The organism is Microbacterium sp. KRD172, assembly GCF_017168295.1.
GTDB classification, from domain to species: Bacteria; Actinomycetota; Actinomycetes; order Actinomycetales; family Microbacteriaceae; genus Microbacterium; species Microbacterium profundi.
The window spans coordinates 844039-864326 of the sequence record NZ_JABFAS010000002.1; the positions used below are offsets into that span (position 1 = coordinate 844039).

The following is a 20288-nucleotide window of genomic DNA, read 5'->3' on the forward strand; positions in this document are numbered from 1 at the left end:
GACACGTATTGACATTCTTCGATAGATGCGGAACTCTTTTCGTATCGAAGAACTTCAATTTGAGGAGATGTGATGGATGAGCTTCCAGTTGTCGTGATCGGGGCGGGCCCGCAGGGGCTTGCCGCAGCGGCGCATCTTGCCGAACGCGGTGTGGACGTCGTTGTCCTCGAGCGTGGCGAGGGGCCCGCAGCGGCAGTATCGGAATGGGGCCATGTACGGCTCTTCTCGGCATGGCCGGAACTGACCGATGCGGCGGCACGACGTCTCCTCGAATCCACTGGCTGGAGTGCCCCAACGTCGGGGTGCCCGACCGGTGCGGAATGGGTGAACGAATACCTCGCGCCGCTCGCCGGCGTTCTGCGGGAGCAGGTGAGATACGCCACGACCGTGACGGGCATCGCTCGTCAAGGGCGCGACAAGGTCGTCGACGGCGGACGCAAGAGCCAGCCCTTCATCGTGCACGCGGTCGACCGAGACGGCAATGAATTCCGCCTGGGTGCCCGGGCCGTCATCGATGCAAGCGGCACGTGGGGTCTTCCCAACCCGGCGGGCAGCGATGGATTCCCGGCGCTCGGTGAGTCGACGGCGTCGGCCTCGATCTCGTACCGCATCCCTGACGACGTGTCCGAGCTCGCCGGGGCGCATGTCGTCGTCGTGGGCGCCGGGCACTCCGCCACGCACGCCGTGCTGCGCCTGGGGGAACTGACCAGGCGATCGCCCGGTACCCAGGTCACGTGGCTGCTGCGTCGCGGGAGCGCCACGAACGTCTTCGGTGGCGGGCTCGGCGATGAGCTCCCGGAGCGCGCCGCGCTCGGCTCTCGAGCCCGCAAGATGATCGATGAGGGTCTGGTGAACCTGGTCACCGGATTCCGGGTCGCGGAAATCAGTCAAGAGGATGAGGCGTTGACGGTCATCGCCGAGGACGGACGCGAGGTCGCGGGTGTCGCTCATGTGTTCGCTCTGACCGGGTTCCGACCGGACACCGAGATGCTGCGCGAGCTGCGTATCAGCCTTGACCCGGCTCTCGATGCCGTCGCCGGGATCGCCGCGGAGATCGACCCGAACATCCACTCATGCGGATCGGTGGGGGCCACCGGCGCCAGGGAGCTCGCCCAGCCGGAGCAGGGCTTCTTCATCGTCGGAGTGAAATCGTACGGCCGCGCGCCGACGTTCCTCGCGATGACGGGATACGAGCAGGTACGAAGCGTCACCGCGCAGATCGCGGGAGATCACGAGGCCGCCGCACGCAACGAACTCGTCCTTCCCGACACTGGCGTGTGCGGTGGATCCGGCGACTTCGACGACAACGCGGGAAGCTGCTGTGCAGCCCCGGCTCCGGCCTTGGTGCAGATCGGGTTGCGTCCCGTCACCGTCGGCTGATCGTCACGTCACGAAGGGCTGGGGTCCCCGGGGAGGAGGGCCCAGCCGTTCGTGTCCTCAGCCCGCGAGACGCGCAGCGAGCCCGCGCACGCTCTCATTGACAGCATCGCGCAGCTCGCGCACTCCGTCGGCTTCCCAGTTCGATGGATCAGGGAACGACCACTCGACGAGTTCTCCGCGCACCGGGCCTGGCAACGACAGGCCCGGCTTCATCAGTACCACGACATCAGCGGCGTCGAGATCTCCGGCCGTCACCGCACTCGGATGTGCGGCACTCGTGTCGATGCCGAGTTCCTGCAGCGATGCCGCGACCGCCGGGTTGATCACCTCGGCCGGGTTGATCCCCGCGCTTGTGGCCACCAGGTGCTTGTCTCCGACATGGGCGAGCAGGTGGGCGCCCAGCTGCGAACGCCCCGCGTTGTGAGTGCAGATGAACAGGACGGTCTTGGGCTGGGTCGTCATTTCGAGGCTTTCTCGGAGGAAGGAAGAGGGTGTGCTGCATTGGCATGATCCGCTCGTCGGGTGACGGGCAGGTGAACTCCTCTTCTGTATGGTTTGCTTTCGGTATCGACGAATGTCAATATAGACACATGTCGATTCAAGAGGTTGAGCTGGTCATCATCGGTTCCGGACCTGCCGGGTACACCGCTGCGGTCTATGCCGCTCGTGCGGGACTTGAGCCGGTCGTGCTCGCGGGTTCCGTGACTGCGGGTGGTGCACTGATGACGACGACCGAGGTGGAGAACTTCCCCGGGTTCGTCGACGGTGTGCAGGGGCCGGAGTTGATGGAGTCGATGCGAGCGCAGGCCGAGCGCTTCGGCGCACGCATCCTGCTCGAGGACGCCATCCGCGTCGATCTCGACGGCCCGATCAAGATCGTCGAGACCGGCGGCGGAGAGACGATCCACGCCCGCGCAGTCATCCTCACGATGGGGTCCGCCTATCGCAAGCTCGGACTGCCCGAAGAAGACCGGCTGACCGGCCACGGACTCTCGTGGTGTGCGACGTGTGACGGGTTCTTCTTCCGCGAGCAGGAGATCGTCGTCGTCGGCGGTGGCGACTCCGCGATGGAGGAAGCACTGTTCCTGACGCGCTTCGCATCGAAGGTCACCGTCGTGCACCGCCGCGAAGAGTTCCGCGCCTCGAAGATCATGGCGCAGCGGGTACTCGACCACCCGAAGATCGACGTCGCCCGGAACAGCGAGGTCGCAGGCATCATCGGCGCCGAGAAGGTGCACGCTGTCGCCCTCCGCGACACCGTCACCGGAGCAGAACGCGAGCTTTCGGCAACCGGGGTATTCGTGGCCATCGGGCACGACCCGCGCTCCGAACTGGTCACTGGGATCATCGACACGGACGCCGACGGATATGTGCTCGTCGAACATCCTTCCACCCGCACGAACCTTCCCGGAGTGTTCGCGGCTGGCGACCTGGTCGACCACACCTACCGTCAGGCCATCACCGCTGCGGGCACCGGATGCGCCGCCGCGCAGGACGCCCAGCACTACCTGTCCGCTCTGGACGAGAGCACCACGTTCGAACTCGAGACCGAGGAGGTGTTCGCATGAGAAGCCCCGCATCTGTCACCGACGCCACATTCCAGACCGAGGTCCTCGATGCGGATCTCCCCGTAGTCGTGGACATCTGGGCCACCTGGTGCGGCCCGTGCAAGCAGATCGCACCTCTGTTGGAGCAGCTCGCAGTCGAGTACGACGGCCGGATCAAGATCGTCAAGCTCGATGCCGACCAGAACCCGGCGGCGGTAGTGGCCGCCGGCGTCACCTCGATCCCCACCCTGAGTTTCTATAAGAACGGTGTCCGCAACGACATCCTCATCGGTGCACACCCGAAGACTGTTATCACCGAGAAGATGGAGGCGCTGCTCGCATGAGTGCTGTAACCGTTCCCGCGCCGACGTCGACGACGCGACGCCTGTCCACCCTGGACCGCTGGCTGCCGCTGTGGATCGGGCTCGCCATGGTCGGCGGCATCCTCCTCGGGCGCTTCGTTCCCGGCGTATCGCCGCTGCTCGCGAGCCTTGAAGTGGGCGGGATCTCTATCCCGATCGCTCTCGGCCTGCTGGTGATGATGTACCCCGTCCTGGCGAAGGTCCGCTACGACAAGGTCGCGGCGGTCACCGGCGATAAGAAGCTGCTCATCTCCTCGCTCGTGCTGAACTGGCTGATCGGCCCCGCGCTGATGTTCGCCCTCGCCTGGATGTTCCTGCCAGATCTGCCGGAATACCGGACGGGCCTGATCATCGTCGGGCTCGCCCGATGCATCGCGATGGTCGTCATCTGGAACGACCTCGCCTGCGGAGACCGCGAAGCCGCCGCCGTGCTCGTCGCGGTCAACTCGGTGTTCCAGGTCTTCGCGTTCTCACTGCTCGGCTGGTTCTACCTCACCGTCCTCCCCGGATGGCTGGGGCTGGACTCGCAGGGGCTGGACTTCTCCGTCGGGGCGATCGCGCTGAACGTGTTCGTCTTCCTCGGTATCCCGTTGCTGGCCGGATTCGCGTCCCGCTTCATCGGCGAGCGCCGAAAGGGCCGCGACTGGTATGAGGAGAAGTTCCTGCCGAAGATCGGCCCGTGGGCCCTCTACGGGCTGTTGTTCACCATCGTGCTGCTGTTCGCCCTGCAAGGCGAACAGGTCACCTCCCGCCCGCTCGACGTGGCGCGGATCGCACTGCCGCTGCTGGTGTACTTCGCAGTCATGTGGTTCGTCGGACTCTTCACCGGCAAGGCTCTCGGCCTCGGATACGCACGCTCATCGACGTTGGCGTTCACTGCAGCCGGCAACAACTTCGAACTCGCGATCGCGGTGGCCATCGGCACCTTCGGTGCCGCGTCCGGCCAGGCCCTCGCAGGCGTCGTCGGCCCGCTGATCGAAGTGCCTTTGCTCGTGGGGCTCGTCTACGTCTCGCTCTGGGCAGCCAGGCGCTGGTTCCACACCGATCCATACGCCGCAGCTCCATACGCCGACGTGAGGACGCCATCATGAACGTCACGTTGACCGTTGACGAGATCTGTAGTCCCGTCGCCTCGCATGCGATCGGCCAGGATGCCGCAGCCTCAGTTGCCTCCACTCTGAAGGCGCTGTCGGACCCCCTGCGTCTGAGGATGCTCTCCGCGATCGCTTCCGACCCGCGCGGTGAGTCCTGTGTGTGCGATCTCGCCGAGCTCGCCGAGGTGTCGCAGCCGACGGTGTCGCATCACCTCAAGGTTCTCAAGGATGTCGATGTGCTGACGTCCGAGCGTCGCGGCACCTGGGTCTGGTACAAGATCAACCCGAACCGGCGCCGCGCGGTCACCGCACTGCTCGAATCCTTCGCACCCGCCACCGTCGCCGCACCCTGGACGGACAACGCTGCCGATGAGGCACGCCGACCAGACTTCGACGCCCGCGTCACTCATCTCGCCGACGAGCTGGCCGCCGAGATCCCGGAACTTGACTCAGCGACTGTCCTGACCATCGTGCGGGAGTCATACACCGCCCTCGCCCGCACCGCGCGCGTGACCTCGGCGCTGATCCCGCTCACCGAGCGGTTCGCCCGTCAGCGGCTGAGTGACCTCACCCGAGACCGTGACACGGCAGTCCCGCAAGTGCTGTTCGTCTGCGTTGCCAACGCCGGCCGCTCACAACTCGCCGCCGCCCTCGTCAACCAGATCGCTGACGGCAAGGTCATCGCCCGCTCGGCAGGCTCCAGCCCCGCCGACGTCATCCACCCGCACGTGCGGTCGCTGCTCGCCGAGATCGAGGGCGATGAAGCCGCCGAGCGGTTCCCGAAGCCCCTCACCGACGATGCTGTCCGCGCGGCCGATGTCGTGATCACGATGGGCTGCGGCGATGTCTGCCCGATCATCCCCGGCGTCCGCTACGACGACTGGGCCGTCGGCGACCCAGCACTTGCGTCCCGCGAAGGCGTCGGAGCCATCCGCGACGACATCGCCGCCCGCGTCCGCACTCTCGTTGACGATCTTCTCAATTGACCACTTCTCACTACCTGGAGTCACTATGACCGACACCACTGCAAAGCCTTCCGTCCTGTTCGTCTGCGTCCACAACGCTGGCCGCTCGCAGATGGCCGCCGGATTCCTCCGCGACATCGCTGGCGACCGCATCGAGGTGCGCTCCGCCGGCTCCATGCCTGCCGACCAGATCAACCCCGTCGCGGTCGACGCGATGGCCGAAGTTGGCATCGACATCACCGCCGAAGCCCCCAAGGTGCTCACCACCGAAGCGGTGCAGGCCTCTGACGTCGTGATCACGATGGGCTGCGGCGATGCCTGCCCGTTCTTCCCCGGCAAGCGCTACGAGGACTGGGAACTCGACGACCCGGCAGGTCAGGGCATCGACTCGGTGCGCCCGATCCGCGATGAGATCAGGGCGCGCATCGAGACGCTCGTGGGTGAACTGGTCCCTTCCGGTCGGAACTGACAGCAGACAGGGCGCGAGGCCCGGAGATCACGTGGGTGACGCGACCTGACGGCAGATCCGTCCCGCGGGACACGTCAGGAGCGTTCCGTCCCGACGCGCTGCGCACCTGCCGGAAACGATCGTTTTCGGCAGACGTCTAATCAGATGGGACTTTGCATGGCGTAAGGTCCACAGTGCCTGCAGATCCGCAGGTCAGTGACATCCCCCATGTTCGGTCGCCTCGACAATTCACCATCTTGAACGCTGACCAGTCATAGCTCCCGAACTTGCCGGGCCATGCCCAGAAGATCACCGCGGAGTCTTCGAACTTCACCTCGATGCCGCTCTCGGCGAACCAGCTCCAAGTTGCAGGGCCCGAATACAGACCCCCTGTGTCGTCCCAGCAGATTCCCGAGTCGGTTCTCTCCCATTGGCCCTCCGGCATGTTCGCCAACTGGGCGTTGCCGCCGGAAGAGATCGTCAAAGACATTCTTGGCTCAGGCTCGATGGCAACCTCGTCGATTCGGCCACCGTCCCACGCCGCCGAGGGTTGTGGCCTGGATTCGGGCTCGCGCGCACCGCAGGCCACTAGTCCGATAGCCAGAAGCAGGGCGGCCGAGACAAGCGCGGCAGATCGTCGGAGCATCGCACCTTTTCTGTTCGCGGGCAGTGAGAACACCTTAAGGTGCCGATGCTGAACACACCAGAATGATCGTTTACGGCAGGACCGTGCCGAGTATCCCCGCCTCGTGTTGCGATACCCCTGAGCACCGACTTCCGGACTCGGTAGTCGAACTGCGAGACTGGCGACGTGGCGGGAATACACCATGTGGAGATCTGGATTGTCGATGCCCCCGCGCTCGCTGAATGGGGCTGGTTGCTTCGCGAGCTGAAATTTGCGCGGGAGAGCGAGTGGGAGGACGGTGAGTCCTGGGCGGCAGGTGGCGCTTACGTCACGTTGACGACGTCACCGAACCTGAGCGGGCCAACGCATGACCGGCGGGCTCCGGGCATGAATCATCTCGCGTTCAAGGCCGGCACGGCCGCCGTCGTGGATGCGATCATGGCAACCGCCACGTCACATGGGTGGCAGCCGTTGTATCACGATCGATATCCGCACGCGGGTGGAGCAGATCACTATGCAGGCTGGCTTGAGAACTCCGCGGGGTTCAAAGCAGAGGTCGTCGCGGACGAGTTCTAACTGTCGCCGAGAACCTCTGCACTGCTTCTTGAAGGCAGGTGTTGTTGCAGCCCCGGAGCCGGGGCCGCAACAAGCGGCTTGTACGTTGTCTATCGGCGGCGTGCGGTGTCCTGTTGCTGCAGCCAGCTCAGGATCGCATGGTTGAGTTCGGCCGGCTTTTCCTGCTGGATCCAATGCCCACACTCGAGAGTGACGACGTCGGCGTTGGGCACAAAGTCTGCAAGCGTCTCAGATTTCCGAATCATGTCTCGGTCACCGTAGATCATGAGGGTCGGCTGATGGACGATCGGGTCCACGTCGGCCAGCAAGTGCCAGTTGCGGTCGAGGTTTCTGTACCAGTTCACACCGCCGGTGAATCCGGAGGCTTCGAACGCGGAGACCAGAACGGCGAGTTCGTCGTCGCTCATCACCGGGTCACCGAGTGGCGTTTCAGCTCGAGCGAGATCGATGAACGCCATACCGGGCTGGGGCTGGCGAGGAGGCTCGTTCTTCCGGTACAGGTTGCGAAGGAACTGGTAGGTGTACTCATCGAAGACGGCGTCGGCGACGCCAGGCTGACGGTTGAAGTGGACGAAGTAGAAGTCGCCGCCGAGCACTGCTTCCATGAGCTCGATCCACGGCGTCTCCCCGCGTTCCTGGTAGGGCAGGCTCAAGTTGATGACCTTGTCCACACGGTCGGGATGCAACAGGGCCAGACCCCAGACGACGTTCGCGCCCCAGTCGTGACCGACGAAGGTGGCGTTGCTGTATCCGTAGTGATCGAGAAGCGCGGCGAGGTCACCTGACAGGTGCTCGATATCGTAGGCCGTCACATCGTCCGGCCGCGAAGAGTTGCCGTAGCCGCGTTGGTTCGGGACGATGACGTGGTACCCCGCGGCGACGAGGGCCGACACCTGATGGCGCCATACCGAGGCATGCCCCGGCCACCCGTGGCACAGCACAATGGGGTTTCCGGCGTTGTCTCGTCCTGCCTCGAACACTTCGAGTTCGATGCCGTTTACGGGGATGAGGGTGGGGTCGGGGAAGGCGGACAGGTTCACGGATACTCCTATGAGTTGGGTGCCAGATCGCGTTGCGGATCGGCTGCGCTCAGAACGTACGAGGCATTCTGGACACCGGACGTCCTAGATCCTCGGCAAGCTGAGATCATGCGAACGGATTCCACGGGCAGGGCCTTGCAACTGCTGTCCCTTCTGCAGACCCATCGCTTCTGGCCCTGTGCAGAACTCGCGGCTCGGCTCGGGGTGACCGAACGAACGGTGCGAAGAGACCTCGACCGCCTTCGCGAGCTCGGCTACCCGATCGATTCCATCTCGGGAAGGTACGGCGGCTACCGGCTCGCGACCGGAGCGCACGTGCCGCCTCTAATACTCGACGACGAGGAGGCCGTCGCGGTAGCGATCGGATTGCGTTACGGCGCGGAGGCCGCCGTCAGCGGGATCGAGGAGACGTCGCTCCGCGCGCTGGCAAAGATCGAAGCCCTGCTGCCCCACAGACTCCGTCGACGCGTATCCGCGCTGCACTCGAGCGTCGCATCACTGCGGCGAACAGCGAATGACGCGGTCATCCATCCTGAGTCGCTGAGCGTGTTCGCCGCCGCTTGCCGTGACCATGAGCTCGTGCGATTCGAGTACCGACAAAGCCAGGGCGAGAGCAGTAGGCGGTATGTCGAGCCGCATCAGCTCGTCACAGCCGGGCGTCGATGGTATCTCGTGGCATGGGACGGAGACCGTCGCGATTGGAGAACATTCCGACTCGACCGGATCCACGAGCCGCGACCGGTCGGCAGTCATTTCACGCCTCGCACGATTCCCGGTGGAGACGCGGCCGATTTTGTCGCGAGCTCGATCGGCCGCTCTGCCCGCGATCGCAATGCGACGCTCGCCATTCACAAACCGTTCGCAGAGATTGAGGGCGTCCTTCGGTGGACTGACCACACTCTGAGGGAGGAGCACGCAGAACACTGCGTCGTCCAGATCTGCAGCGAAGATCTCGGACGACTCGCGATGACGGTCGCCGAGATAGCGCTCACCGCTCCCGTGTCTGTCGTCGAGCCGCCCGAACTCGCGCGCGCCATCGAGCGGCTCGCCACTCACCTCACAGACCGCGAGCGCCTCGCATGATTGCTACGGAAGCCGCCCGGCCGCGGACCAGGTAGAGGGTTGGGCGTCATCCTCAGGCTAGGAGGCGACGTCGAGCCGAAGCTGTGTCAGGCCGATGAAAGGGCGAACCCGTGTGGCGACAGTTTCCGTACCGTTCTTCTTGCCCCTGTACGATGTGCGCCGCATGCAGTACGCCGTCATCCCGCGGCGGACATGCGGAATGAGGGAGTGAAGATGGCGAAGATCACCAAGGCCGTGAAGTCGGCGAACGCTGCATTGGATGCCGCGGCTGAGGCTGCGAAGGACGCCAAGCGGCTGAGCAAGACGCTCCCGAAGAAGGACGCGAAGAAGCTCCGCGCCCTCGCAGACGACGCCAAGGACGTCTCGAAGGCGAAGAAGAAGAAGGTCGAACGCAGCCCGCGCAAGGTCGAGAAGAAGGCGGTCGCCGCGATCGATCGCATCGAGAAGACCGCCGACAAGATCGAGAGCAAGCTGGCAGCGAAGGCCGAGGCCGCTAAGAAGCTGCAAGCCGAGGCTGCGAAGAAGGCGGCGAAGGCAAAGAAGGCCGAAAAAACGGAGAAGGCCGAGACGGTCGTGAAGCCCGTTTCCAAGCCCGCTGCGGAGAAGCCTGCGACTAAGCCGGCCGCGACAAAGCCTGCTGCGTCAAAGCCCGCTGCGGCAAAGCCTGCCGCTTCGAAGCCCGCTGCGACCAAGCCTGCCGCGGCGAAGCCTGCGACCAAGCCGGCCGCGACAAAGCCCGCTGCTGCAACCAAGCCCGCCGCCAAGCCTGCTGCGGCGCGCACCGCGGCACCGAAGGCCACCACTGCACCCGCAGCATCCGATCTGTCGACGCTCACCGTCGTGCAGCTGCGCGCACGCGCCGCCGCCGAGGGCCGCACCGGATTCTCCCGGCTCAACAAGGCGCAGCTGATCACCCTTCTGTCGGCTTGAACCCGCCGATGCAGGAGTATCTCGACCACTCCGGCGACGCGACCGCCTCGCGTACGTTGATCGACATCCTCCGAGCATCCGCCGAGCAGCATCCGCAGGCATCGGCACTGGAAGACGCCGACGGCGCCCTGAGCTACGCCGAATTGCTGGCGCTCGTCTGGCAGACCGCCGCACGCCTTCGCGAGAACGGCGTGGACAAGGGCGACCGGGTCGGCGTGCGAATGCCGTCTGGCGACCGCGAGCTCTACATCGCGATCCTCGGGATCATGGCCGCCGGTGCCGCCTACGTGCCCGTCGACGCCGACGACCCTCAGGAGCGGGCGGACCTCGTCTTCGGAGAGGCCGGCGTCGCCGGCGTGATCACCGGAGCAGGAGTCTACGAACCGCGGGCGTCCGCGGCATCTGAGACGACGAGAGCTCTCTTCGACGGCGACGCGCCTCACCCGAGCTCGAGCGCGATCAGCACCGCGCCCATGCCCACGGTCGACGACGACGCCTGGATCATCTTCACGTCCGGCTCGACCGGTGTGCCCAAGGGCGTCGCCGTCACGCATCGCTCCGCGGCGGCCTTCGTCGACGCAGAGGCGCGCCTCTTCCTGCAGGATGCACCGCTCGGTCCGGGTGACCGGGTGCTCGCGGGCCTCTCCGTCGCGTTCGACGCGTCGTGCGAGGAGATGTGGCTCGCGTGGCGCTACGGTGCCTGTCTCGTCCCCGCGCCCCGCGCGCTCGTCCGTTCGGGAGAAGACCTCGGGCCTTGGCTCCTCGGCCACGGGATCACCGTGGTCTCCACTGTTCCGACGCTGGCCGCACTGTGGCCTCAGGACGCCATCGAGAACGTCCGCCTCCTGATCTTCGGGGGAGAGGCCTGCCCGCCCGAACTCGTCGCTCGCCTCGTCTCCGAGGGCCGCGAGGTGTGGAACACCTATGGTCCGACCGAGGCGACGGTCGTGGCATGCGCTGCATTGCTCGACGGCGAAGGTCCCGTGCGCATCGGACTGCCGCTGGACGGATGGAGCCTCGCCGTCGTGGATGCGGACGGCAACCGCGTCGCAGACGGCGAGGTCGGCGAGCTGATCATCGGAGGTGTCGGTCTCGCCCGATACCTCGACCCCGCCAAGGACGCCGAGAAGTACGCGCCTATGCCGTCGCTCGGCTGGGAGCGCGCCTATCGGTCGGGCGACCTCGTGCGCGCCGATCCCGCAGGTCTGCTGTTCCAGGGCCGTGCCGACGACCAGGTGAAGGTCGGCGGACGCCGCATCGAACTCGGCGAGGTCGAATCGGCTCTGCAGGCGCTGTCTGCCGTCTCCGCCGCCACCGTGGTCGTGCAGCGCTCGGAAGGCGGCGTGCCGCTGCTCGTCGGCTACGTCGTCCCCGCCGAGGGCTTCGACCGTCAGACCGCCCGCGCCGAGCTCGCCGAGACGCTGCCGGCGCCGCTGATCCCGCTGCTCGCAGTGATGGATGACCTCCCGGTGCGCACGTCAGGCAAGGTCGACAAGGCCGCGCTGCCCTGGCCGCTCGAAGACACAACCGGCTCGGACTCCTCGCTGTCGGGCACCGCGGCGTGGCTCGCCGAGCAGTGGCTGGCCGTGCTCGGCATCCGGCCCGCCGACGAGAAGGCCGATTTCTTCCAGCTCGGCGGCGGCTCCCTCGCCGCCGCGCAGCTCGTCTCCCGCATCCGTGTCCGCGCTCCCGAGTTCACCATGGCCGACGTCTACGATCTGCCGAAGCTCAGGCAGATGGCGGATGCCGTCGAAGAGGAGGCCTCCGACGAGGACGACGCGGCCGCGACCTTCAGCACGGCGCATCCCACGCCGAGGATCATGCAGTGGGTGCAGAGCGTCGCGGGTGTGCCGCTGTTCATCCTCACCGGCATCCGCTGGACGCTGTGGCTGCTCACCGGCAGCTGGCTCCTGCAGCTCGTGCCGGGATTCGAGTTCCTGCCGGACGCCCCATGGTGGGTCATCGTCTTCGGTCTGCTGATCTTCGTGATCCCGTTCGGACGGATGGCGGTGTCGGCGGGCCTGTCCAGACTGCTGCTCGCGGGAGTGCGACCGGGCGACTACCCGCGTGGTGGAGGGGTGCATCTGCGCCTCTGGCTGGCCGAGCAGATCGCCCACCAGATCGATCCGGTGGGCCTTGCCGGAGCGCCGTGGGTCACCTACTACGCACGCGCTCTCGGTGCCAAGATCGGACCGAACGTCGATCTGCACGCGCTGCCGCCGGTGACGGGCATGCTCGTCGTCGCCGAGGGCGCGGCGATCGAGCCCGAGGTCGATCTCTCCGGGTACTGGATCGACGGCGACACCGTGCGCATCGGCGGCATCCGCATCGGTGCCGGTGCCACGATCGGCGCGCGGAGCACCCTTGCCCCCGGTACGAAGATCGGCCGCGATGCCGAGATCGCCCCTGGTTCGGCGGTGTTCGGCCGCGTCAGGGCCGGCCAGCGATGGGCGGGCTCTCCCGCGGTGCGCGTGGGGGGAACATCCAGCCCGCTGGCGCCGGAGCGTCCGCTCGCTCCGCGCAGATGGCTCTGGGTCTACGGCCTTTCCTCCGCGGGACTCGCCCTGCTTCCCTTCATCGCCTACGGCGTCGGCGTGCTCGTGATCGCACAGGCGATCCGGGGATCCGAATCCCTTCTCGCCGCCCTCCCTGTCGTCGCCGCATGGCTGGTTCCTGCGACGCTCGCAGCCGGTCTCACTCTTGCCGCGCTGGTGGTGCTGCTCACCCGGCTGCTGTCGATCGGTCTGAACGAGGGCATCCACGCCGTCCGCAGCCGCGTCGCATGGCAGGCCTGGTCGACCGAGAGGCTCCTCGACTCCGCCCGCACGATCCTGTTCCCGATCTACTCGAGCCTGTTCACGCCGATCTGGCTGAGGATGCTGGGCGCCAAGGTCGGCCGCGAGGTCGAGGCGTCCACGGTGCTGCTGATCCCGTCCATGACGACCATCGACGACGGCGCGTTCCTCGCCGACGACACGATGGTCGCGGCTTACGAGCTCAAGGGCGGATGGATGCGCATCGATCGTGCGCGCATCGGCAAGCGCGCCTTCCTGGGCAACTCCGGCATGGCCGGTCCCGGTCACCGGGTGCCGCGCGACGGTCTGGTCGCGGTGCTCTCGGTGGCGCCCGAGAAATCCAAGCCGGGATCATCGTGGCTCGGGTCGCCGGCGATGAGGCTGCGCCGCGTGGTCAACGACGCCGACCTCGAGCGCACGTACCGGCCGCGCGGCGCACTTCGCGTCGCCCGCGCCCTGTGGGAGCTGTGCCGCATCGTTCCCGTGGTCGTCAGCTGCGCTCTCGGCGTCGCCGTCCTGTTCGCGCTCGCCGCGATGATCGGGACATGGGGGCTGGTGGCGACCGTGGTGCTCTCCGGCGCCGCCATCATGCTCGCGGGCCTGCTCGCGGCGTTGATCAGCACGATCGCGAAGTGGGTCATCGTCGGGCGCATCCGTCCCGGCGAGCACCCGCTCTGGTCGAGTTTCGTCTGGCGCACCGAGGTCTCCGACACCTTCACGGAAATGCTCGCCGCACCCTGGTTCGCGAATGCGGCAGCGGGCACGCCGATCCTCGCGATGTGGCTGCGTTCACTCGGTGCCAAGGTCGGCCGCGGCGTCTGGACCGACAGCTACTGGCTTCCGGAGCCCGACCTCGTCACACTCGGCGACGGGGCGACCGTGAACCGGGGATGTGTGGTTCAGACGCATCTGTTCCATGATCGAGTGATGAGCACCGACACAGTGACACTCGAAGCGGGTGCGACCCTCGGACCGCACAGCGTGATCCTGCCGGCCGCCTCGATCGGCGCCGACGCGACCGTCGGACCCGCGTCCCTGGTGATGCGCGGTGAGACGGTTCCGGTCGGCAGCCGCTGGAGCGGGAACCCGATCGGACCGTGGCGAGCGGTCAAGGTCCGCGCGTACCAGGCTGCCGACCTGTGAGCGGCGACCCGTACGTCGCGCAGAGCGGCGACGCGAACATCAGCGTCGACCACTACGAGCTCGAGCTCGACTACAAGGTGACGACCAACCGCCTCAGCGGCACAGCGGTCGTGCGCGGGCACGTCCGCGCCGCGACCAGCGCGCTGTCCTTCGATCTCGTCGGGTTGCGCGCCTCTCGTGTGCGGCTCGGTTCCGGCAAGTCTGTGCCGTTCCGCCAGAGCGATCGGAAGCTCCGGGTCTCCCTCGGCACTCCGCTCGCCGCCGGAGACGCATTCGCGGTGACCATCGCCTATGCGGGTGCTCCGCGACCGCGCCGGTCCCGGTGGGGGACGATCGGCTGGGAAGAGCTGGAGGACGGCGTGATCATCGCCTCGCAGCCGACGGGGGCGCCGACCTGGTTCCCGTGCAACGATCTCCCGTCCGACAAGGCGACCTACCGGCTGACGTTCACCACCGATTCCGCGTACACGGTGGTTGCGGGCGGTACCACCTCGCGCTCGACCCGCGGCGGCAGGACGACGTGGATCTTCGATCGCGACATCCCCACGGCCACATATCTGGCGACCGTGCAGATCGGCCGATACGTCGCCACGCCGCTCGAATTCGCGGGTGTCGTGGGGGAACTCCATTACCCGCGGGCGCTGGAGAGCCGGGTCCTGGCGGATTTCGCCGACCTGCCGGAGATGATGAGGGTGTTCGAGGAGACGTTCGGCGGCTATCCGCTCCCCGACTACCGTGTCGTCGTCACCGAGGACGAACTGGAGATCCCGCTCGAAGCACAGGGTGTCGGCATCTTCGGGGCGAACCACGCCGACGGCGAAGGCGGTTCGGAGCGACTGGTCGCCCACGAGCTCGCGCACCAGTGGTTCGGCAACAGCGTCGGCCTCGCGCAGTGGCGCGACATCTGGCTGAACGAGGGGTTCGCCTGCTACGCGGAGTGGATCTGGTCCGAGCGTTCCGGCGGTGCCAGCACGCACGACGAGGCCGTGGCGCATCACCGGCGCCTCGCGAGCCTCGACCAGGACATCATCCTCGGCGAGCCCGGTCCCGATCTGATGTTCGACGACCGGATCTACAAGCGCGGCGCGCTCACCCTCCACGCCGTGCGGCTGACCGTCGGAGACGAGTCGTTCTTCCGGTTGCTGCGCACGTGGGCCGAGCGCTTCCGCTGGACGACCGCGACGACGGGCGACTTCATCGCGCTTGCGGAGGAGATCACCGGGGCGCCGCTCGCGGAGCTGTTCCATGCGTGGTTGGATGCCGCACCGCTTCCGGCGCTGCCTCGCTCGCAGCAGCGACGACCGCGACGCTGACGATGTGATCCGGAGGGCCCGGCGCAGGAGCGACCTCCATGCGCTCGAGCCGACCGGGAACGTGGACGACCCGACCGCCAGGGAGCATCGGGGAGCGCTCGCCGAATGCGACGTCCGCAGGCGGTACGCGCAGCCCCCGCCCATCTGCCTTGACGGCGGCCTCGATCTCGGTCCACTCGCGCAGCCCTGGCGGCTCGTGCGGTGCGAACAGGTGCGTGAGTTCGCGCATCGGCGAGTCGACATCCGACGTGCGGCGCTCGATGTCGATGCCGACGGCCGATGCCGCATCCAGACCCACGGCGGCGGCGACGACCATGTCGCCGGCGTAGCTGAGGCTCACGGCGAACGGCGCTCCCTCGATGCGGGGGCGGCCATGGTCGCCTCCGCATCGGTCGCACACGCTCTCGATTCGAACGGCCCCGGCCGACGGCCCGTGCACGAGCGCGGAGAGGAGTCGTCGCCCGGTGGCGAATCGGCGCGCCCGCACGGCATCCATGCTGTCGTGGCGGATCCTCTGCGACGGCCCCAGCACACGCACGGCGCCGAGAAGGTCGGCGTCGTCCACCGCGGAGGTCCAGGCGATCCGCACCGGACCCAGAGCGGCCTCCTCGATCTTCACGCCTTCAGCGTAGGCCGCCCCGAGCGCCCCGAGTCAGGAATCCACCAGCGGTTAACCCGCCTAGACTGGACCTGTGGCGAGACTATTGATCGTCGGGGGTTTTCTGGCCCTCGTCTTCTGGGTGTTCAGCATCGTCGATTGCGCAGTGCAGCCGGCGACGCGGCACCGTGGCGCGTCGAAGGCCGCCTGGATCGCCATCGTGGTGCTCATCCCCGTGCTCGGCGGAATCCTCTGGTTCGCCCTCGGGCGTCGGCGCCGCCGCGACCAGGAGAGCATTCACCAGACCGCGCCGGACGATGACCCGGAGTTCCTGCGCAGCCTCGGCAAGACAGAGCAGGACGAGCGCATCCGCCGCCTCGAAGAGGAACTCGCCCGCCTGGACGACGAGACAGACCCTCCGGCGGCTGAGCCGCGATCGTGACGGCGTCGCCGGCGTCGGATGCCGCGGCATCCCTCCTCGCTGAACTCATCGCGCGCGGCGTCCGCGACATCGTGATCGCGCCCGGCTCGCGATCGCAGGCACTCGCGCTCGCAGCCACCCGCCTCGCGAGGCAGGGCGCTGTGCGCGTGCACGTGCGCATCGACGAACGCGTCGCCGGTTTCACCGCGCTCGGCCTCTCACGCGAGACCCGGGGTCCCGCCGCCGTCATCTGCACATCCGGCACCGCGGCGGCGAATCTGCTGCCTGCCGCCATGGAGGCGTTCCACTCCGGCGTCCCGCTGCTGCTGCTCACCGCCGACCGCCCGCCTGAGCTGCGCGGCGTCGGAGCGAACCAGGCGACGATCCAGCCGGGACTGTTCGACCCGTTCGTCCGCCTGTCGCTCGATGCGCCGGTTCCCGGTGACGGCTCGTGGGACGGCCTCGGTGAGAAGGCGGTCACCGCCGCGATGGGGGCGGATGCTGCGCCCTCCGCCCTGCCGGGCGTCGCCGGGCCGGTGCACCTGAATCTCCCCTCGCGCGAGCCGTTGTCCGCCGGGCAGGGGGATGAGTCCGCGGTGATCCCTGGGCCACCGCCGAAGCGGGACTCGGGCGAACCCTTCCTGCTGACGAGGGGCCTGCGCACCGTCGTGATCGCAGGTGCGGATGCCGGAGCGGAGGCCGAGGAGATCGCCCACGCCGGCACCTGGCCGCTGATCGCCGAGATCGTGAGCGGCGCACGCTTCGGCCGTTTCGTCGTCCACGGCTACCGCGAGATGCTCCGCGACGACATCCTCGGCGGCCGTATCCAACGCGCGGTGGTGCTCGGGCATCCCACGCTCAGCCGTGAGGTCACCTCGCTGCTGCGCCGCGACGACGTCCAGGTCGTCGCGGTCCGCTCCGGTGGCGAGGAGCTGAACCTGAACGGTCGCACGGTGGCGGCGGCATCCGTCACGGTCGCCCCCGGCGAGGCCGATCGTTCCTGGATGGGGGCGTGGATGGAGGCATCCGCGGCATCCGTCGTCGACCTCAGCGAAGCCGCGCCGGATCAGGAGGGACTCGCATCGACCGACTTCGCCGAACGCCGAAACGCGGTGCGCGCCGAACTCGAGGCGGTGCGGCGTCCACTCGATCGCGAACTGCTCGTCGACGCCGTGTGGCGCGCGACGTGGCCGCACGATCGCCTGATGTTCGGATCCTCGCGGTTGGTGCGCGTCGCAGACGCGGTGCTCGGCGGTAAGAAGGTGCCGGTGCACGCCAATCGCGGCCTGGCCGGCATCGACGGCACGATCTCCACCGCCATGGGAATCGCTCTGGCCAGTCAAGCCGAAGGCGCAGCCGGTGTGACGAGGGTGCTGCTGGGTGACCTTGCATTCCTGCACGACGTCGGTGCGCTGCTCATGCCGCCCGACGAGACGGAGCTGCGCATCCAGGTCATCGTCGGCAACGACGGCGGTGGCACGATCTTCGATGCGCTCGAGGTCGCGTCATCCGCACCGCGCGAAGACCTCGACCGCGCCTTCTACACTCCGCACACCGTGCAGCTTGAGCAGCTCGCGCTCGCATACGGCTGGACCTATCAGCGGATCACGACGCGCGCCGCGCTCAACCAGGCACTCACGGCACCCGTCGGGGGCCGACAGCTCATCGAGGTGCCGCTGCCGCGCTGATCAGGGCAAGATGTACGCATGAGCACACGAGGCTGGTCAGGCGACGCATCCGAGATCCTGCGAGTGGGCGAAGGATTCCGCCTGGCAGACGTCGACCCTGACAGCCATCCCGGCTATGACGGCGACAAGAAGAGCGGCACGGCAGACCTCGCCGCCGGCATCGAGTCGCTGGGAGAGCTGCAGGAACGGCTGTACGCGGAGAGCCGCGCGGGCACCACGACCGACTCGGTGCTGCTGGTGCTGCAGGCGATGGACTCCGCAGGCAAGGGCGGGATCGTCAGGCACGTGGTCGGCGGCGTCGATCCGCAGGGGATCGCGCTCACGGCGTTCAAGGCGCCGACCGACGAAGAGCTGTCGCACGACTTCCTGTGGCGCGTCGAGCAGCGTCTGCCGGAGCCGGGCTTCATCGGGGTCTTCGACCGGTCGCACTACGAGGACGTGCTGATCGGAAAGGTGCGCGAGCTCGCATCAGCGGACGAGATCGAACGCCGATTCGGTGCGATCAATGATTTCGAGTCCAGGGTCGCGGCATCCGGTACCCGCATCGTCAAGGTGATGCTGCACATCTCGTCGGAGGAGCAGAAGGAGCGCCTGATGGAGCGCCTCGAGCGCCCGGACAAATACTGGAAGTACAACCCGGGCGACGTCGACGAGCGCCTCCGCTGGCCCGACTACATGGCGGCCTATCAGACGGTGTTCGATCGCACGTCGACCGAGGTCGCTCCGTGGCACGTCGTGCCGGCGAACAGCAAGTGGTATGCCCGGTTGGCTGTGCAGGAACTGCTGCTGGCCGCGCTGGAGGACATCGACCCGCAATGGCCGACCGCCGACTTCGACATCGAGGCGGAGAAGAAGCGCCTCGCGGCAAGCTGACCTCGTGCGGGACGAAGCCTCGCGGCAAGCTGACCTCGTGCGGGTCGTTGAGCGAGCGCAGCGAGACGAAACGGGTTGAGCGAGCGCAGCGAGACGAAGCCTCACGGCAAGCTGACTCAGGCCAGGGCGTCGACCAAGGGCCGGAACTTCACCCTGGTCTCGAGCAGCTCCGTCTCGGGGTCGCTCGCGGCCACGATGCCCGCACCAGCGTAGGCCGTGACGCCGAGAGTCTCGCCCTCGTCCGTACCGCGCAGGGATCCGACTTCGAACTGCGCGCAGCGCAGCGCGATCGCCCACTCGCCGTTGCCGTTGCCGTCGACCCAGCCCACAGGGCCCGCGTAGCGACCGCGGTCGAAGGGCTCGAGTTCGCGGATCGCGGCGATCGCAGCCTTCGTCGGGGTGCCGGCGACAGCGGCTGTCGGGTGCAGCGCCCCGACCAGGTCGAGTGCGGATGCGCCGTCGGACAGCTCGCCCTCCACATCGGTGGCGAGATGGAAGAGGTTCGGCAGCTTCAGCAGGAACGGCTGCTCGCTCGACGCCAGCGCCCTCGTGTGCGGGCGCAGCGAGACCAGCACGCTCTGCACCGCGTACTCGTGCTCGTCGATGTCTTTCACGCTGGACGACAGCGATGCGGACACGGCATTGTCCTCGTCGGCATCCGCTCCACGGCCGATCGTCCCGGCCAAGACGCGCGCGGTCACCGTGCCACCTTGCACGGTGACGAGAGTCTCGGGGCTCGCGCCGATCAGACCGTCGACGGCGAACGTCCACGTGTCGGGGTACCCCGCCGACAGCTCTCTCACGAGCCGGCGCAGGTCGCTGCCGCCTGGCACCGTCCCCGCGAGATCGCGCGCGAGCACGACCTTGCTGATCTCGCCAGCGCCGATCAGGCCGAGCGCGGCGCGGATGGACGCCTGATAGCCGTTCGGAGTCTGCTGCCCGGGGCCGAGAGTGCCCGCCCAGTGCGGTCCGTAGGGACGACGCTCGAGCGTGGCATCCGGCCGATCCTGCGGCAGATCGTCGCCCGCGGGCGCGATGCGCGTGATCCATCCTCGGCCCTTGCGCTTGCCGAGGATGACGGAGGGGACGATGAGGACGCTTTCGGAGGCGGAGTCCTCATCGAAGGTCAGCGCACCGAAGCCGACCAGCCCGGTACCGGGGAGGCTCATCGGGTCGTCGATCTCCGCCGCGGCAGCCAGATCGCGCCAGGCGTCGGCCATCATCGCCGAACGCATGGATGCCGTTCCCGCCGGGATGCGGATGAAGGTCGGCATCGCGTCGCCGGCGGCGACGATGCCGTCGCCGCGACGGAGCCAGGCCAGGGGAGCAGAGGGGTGGGCATACGCCAGAAGGTCTTCCACCGGATCGATCTCACGGGTCTGCACGACCAGGCTTCTGCTCACCGTT

At 67.4% G+C, this 20288-nt stretch carries 18 protein-coding genes; 14 read left to right on the top strand and 4 right to left on the bottom strand.

The annotated features are described in order from the left end of the window. Positions 1-72: 72 nt before the first annotated feature. Positions 73-1380 carry an FAD-dependent oxidoreductase gene (locus J1M43_RS04320; RefSeq protein ID WP_152594855.1) on the top strand — a complete coding sequence of 436 codons (1308 nt, stop codon included), beginning with the start codon at positions 73-75 and terminating at the stop codon, positions 1378-1380. 57 nt (positions 1381-1437) lie between these two features. Here J1M43_RS04320 and J1M43_RS04325 read toward each other — a convergent pair whose 3' ends face one another. Continuing rightward, positions 1438-1842 (bottom strand): low molecular weight phosphatase family protein, encoded by a 405-nt coding sequence (locus tag J1M43_RS04325; RefSeq protein WP_206476003.1) that lies wholly within the window; start codon positions 1840-1842, stop codon positions 1438-1440. Positions 1843-1970: 128 nt separating this feature from the next. On the opposite strand from J1M43_RS04325, the gene trxB reads away from it, so the two are divergent. From trxB to J1M43_RS04355, 6 genes are all read left to right on the top strand, one after another. Then, the gene (trxB, locus tag J1M43_RS04330; RefSeq protein ID WP_206476005.1) at positions 1971-2948 is read left to right on the top strand and encodes a thioredoxin-disulfide reductase; all 978 of its coding nucleotides are present in this window, start codon (positions 1971-1973) and stop codon (positions 2946-2948) included. Next, the gene (gene trxA, locus J1M43_RS04335; protein WP_033106017.1) at positions 2945-3271 is read left to right on the top strand and encodes a thioredoxin; all 327 of its coding nucleotides are present in this window, start codon (positions 2945-2947) and stop codon (positions 3269-3271) included. The genes trxB and trxA overlap by 4 nt, the downstream gene beginning before the upstream one ends. Next, a complete protein-coding gene (arsB, locus tag J1M43_RS04340) occupies positions 3268-4380 on the top strand; it encodes an ACR3 family arsenite efflux transporter (protein ID WP_033106018.1) in 1113 nt (370 codons plus the stop codon). Before trxA ends, arsB begins: the two co-directional genes overlap by 4 nt. Then, positions 4377-5369, top strand: coding sequence for a metalloregulator ArsR/SmtB family transcription factor (locus tag J1M43_RS04345; protein ID WP_206476006.1), 993 nt, complete (start codon positions 4377-4379; stop codon positions 5367-5369). Before arsB ends, J1M43_RS04345 begins: the two co-directional genes overlap by 4 nt. A gap of 25 nt (positions 5370-5394) precedes the next feature. After that, positions 5395-5817: an arsenate reductase ArsC gene (locus tag J1M43_RS04350; protein WP_206476008.1), complete on the top strand. Its 423-nt coding sequence runs from the start codon at positions 5395-5397 to the stop codon at positions 5815-5817. 790 nt (positions 5818-6607) lie between these two features. Then, positions 6608-6997 carry a VOC family protein gene (locus J1M43_RS04355; protein WP_206476010.1) on the top strand — a complete coding sequence of 130 codons (390 nt, stop codon included), beginning with the start codon at positions 6608-6610 and terminating at the stop codon, positions 6995-6997. An 89-nt stretch (positions 6998-7086) separates the two neighbouring features. Here the strand turns inward: J1M43_RS04355 and J1M43_RS04360 are convergent, their stop codons facing one another. Beyond that, positions 7087-8037 (bottom strand): alpha/beta fold hydrolase, encoded by a 951-nt coding sequence (locus J1M43_RS04360; protein WP_052166876.1) that lies wholly within the window; start codon positions 8035-8037, stop codon positions 7087-7089. 108 nt (positions 8038-8145) lie between these two features. Here J1M43_RS04360 and J1M43_RS04365 point away from each other — a divergent pair, with 108 nt between their 5' ends. From J1M43_RS04365 to J1M43_RS04380, 4 genes are all read left to right on the top strand, one after another. Next, positions 8146-9120, top strand: coding sequence for a YafY family protein (locus tag J1M43_RS04365; RefSeq protein ID WP_033106024.1), 975 nt, complete (start codon positions 8146-8148; stop codon positions 9118-9120). A 213-nt stretch (positions 9121-9333) separates the two neighbouring features. After that, entirely contained in the window at positions 9334-10050 is a 717-nt protein-coding gene (locus J1M43_RS04370; protein ID WP_206476012.1) for a hypothetical protein, read from the top strand. An 8-nt stretch (positions 10051-10058) separates the two neighbouring features. Continuing rightward, complete coding sequence (locus tag J1M43_RS04375; protein WP_206476014.1) at positions 10059-13988, top strand: Pls/PosA family non-ribosomal peptide synthetase; 3930 nt, start codon at positions 10059-10061, stop codon at positions 13986-13988. Continuing rightward, positions 13985-15301: a M1 family metallopeptidase gene (locus J1M43_RS04380; protein WP_033106026.1), complete on the top strand. Its 1317-nt coding sequence runs from the start codon at positions 13985-13987 to the stop codon at positions 15299-15301. The genes J1M43_RS04375 and J1M43_RS04380 overlap by 4 nt, the downstream gene beginning before the upstream one ends. On the opposite strand, the gene J1M43_RS04385 is transcribed toward J1M43_RS04380, so the two are convergent. Next, a complete protein-coding gene (locus J1M43_RS04385; protein ID WP_206476016.1) occupies positions 15204-15920 on the bottom strand; it encodes a 4'-phosphopantetheinyl transferase superfamily protein in 717 nt (238 codons plus the stop codon). The genes J1M43_RS04380 and J1M43_RS04385 overlap by 98 nt on opposite strands. Before the next feature lie 73 nt (positions 15921-15993). On the opposite strand from J1M43_RS04385, the gene J1M43_RS04390 reads away from it, so the two are divergent. The 3 genes from J1M43_RS04390 to J1M43_RS04400 are packed head-to-tail and all read left to right on the top strand — an operon-like array spanning position 15994 to position 18881. Continuing rightward, positions 15994-16341: a PLD nuclease N-terminal domain-containing protein gene (locus tag J1M43_RS04390; RefSeq protein WP_033106027.1), complete on the top strand. Its 348-nt coding sequence runs from the start codon at positions 15994-15996 to the stop codon at positions 16339-16341. After that, positions 16338-18008 carry a 2-succinyl-5-enolpyruvyl-6-hydroxy-3-cyclohexene-1-carboxylic-acid synthase gene (menD, locus tag J1M43_RS04395; protein ID WP_206476018.1) on the top strand — a complete coding sequence of 557 codons (1671 nt, stop codon included), beginning with the start codon at positions 16338-16340 and terminating at the stop codon, positions 18006-18008. Before J1M43_RS04390 ends, menD begins: the two co-directional genes overlap by 4 nt. Before the next feature lie 18 nt (positions 18009-18026). Then, positions 18027-18881 (top strand): polyphosphate kinase 2 family protein, encoded by an 855-nt coding sequence (locus tag J1M43_RS04400; protein WP_033106029.1) that lies wholly within the window; start codon positions 18027-18029, stop codon positions 18879-18881. 116 nt (positions 18882-18997) lie between these two features. Here the strand turns inward: J1M43_RS04400 and J1M43_RS04405 are convergent, their stop codons facing one another. Next, positions 18998-20284, bottom strand: coding sequence for an isochorismate synthase MenF (locus J1M43_RS04405; protein WP_033106030.1), 1287 nt, complete (start codon positions 20282-20284; stop codon positions 18998-19000). Between the last annotated feature and the right edge of the window lie 4 nt (positions 20285-20288).

Bases quoted from the DNA above. Each gene is read 5' to 3' on its own strand.
- J1M43_RS04375 (WP_206476014.1), top strand. From the start codon at position 10,059: ATGCAGGAGTATCTCGACCACTCCGGCGACGCGACCGCCTCGCGTACG.
- trxB (WP_206476005.1), top strand. From the start codon at position 1,971: ATGTCGATTCAAGAGGTTGAGCTGGTCATCATCGGTTCCGGACCTGCC.
- J1M43_RS04365 (WP_033106024.1), top strand. From the start codon at position 8,146: ATGCGAACGGATTCCACGGGCAGGGCCTTGCAACTGCTGTCCCTTCTG.
- J1M43_RS04345 (WP_206476006.1), top strand. From the start codon at position 4,377: ATGAACGTCACGTTGACCGTTGACGAGATCTGTAGTCCCGTCGCCTCG.
- J1M43_RS04370 (WP_206476012.1), top strand. From the start codon at position 9,334: ATGGCGAAGATCACCAAGGCCGTGAAGTCGGCGAACGCTGCATTGGAT.
- J1M43_RS04320 (WP_152594855.1), top strand. From the start codon at position 73: ATGGATGAGCTTCCAGTTGTCGTGATCGGGGCGGGCCCGCAGGGGCTT.
- J1M43_RS04400 (WP_033106029.1), top strand. From the start codon at position 18,027: ATGAGCACACGAGGCTGGTCAGGCGACGCATCCGAGATCCTGCGAGTG.
- arsB (WP_033106018.1), top strand. From the start codon at position 3,268: ATGAGTGCTGTAACCGTTCCCGCGCCGACGTCGACGACGCGACGCCTG.
- trxA (WP_033106017.1), top strand. From the start codon at position 2,945: ATGAGAAGCCCCGCATCTGTCACCGACGCCACATTCCAGACCGAGGTC.
- J1M43_RS04325 (WP_206476003.1), bottom strand. From the start codon at position 1,842: ATGACGACCCAGCCCAAGACCGTCCTGTTCATCTGCACTCACAACGCG.
- J1M43_RS04350 (WP_206476008.1), top strand. From the start codon at position 5,395: ATGACCGACACCACTGCAAAGCCTTCCGTCCTGTTCGTCTGCGTCCAC.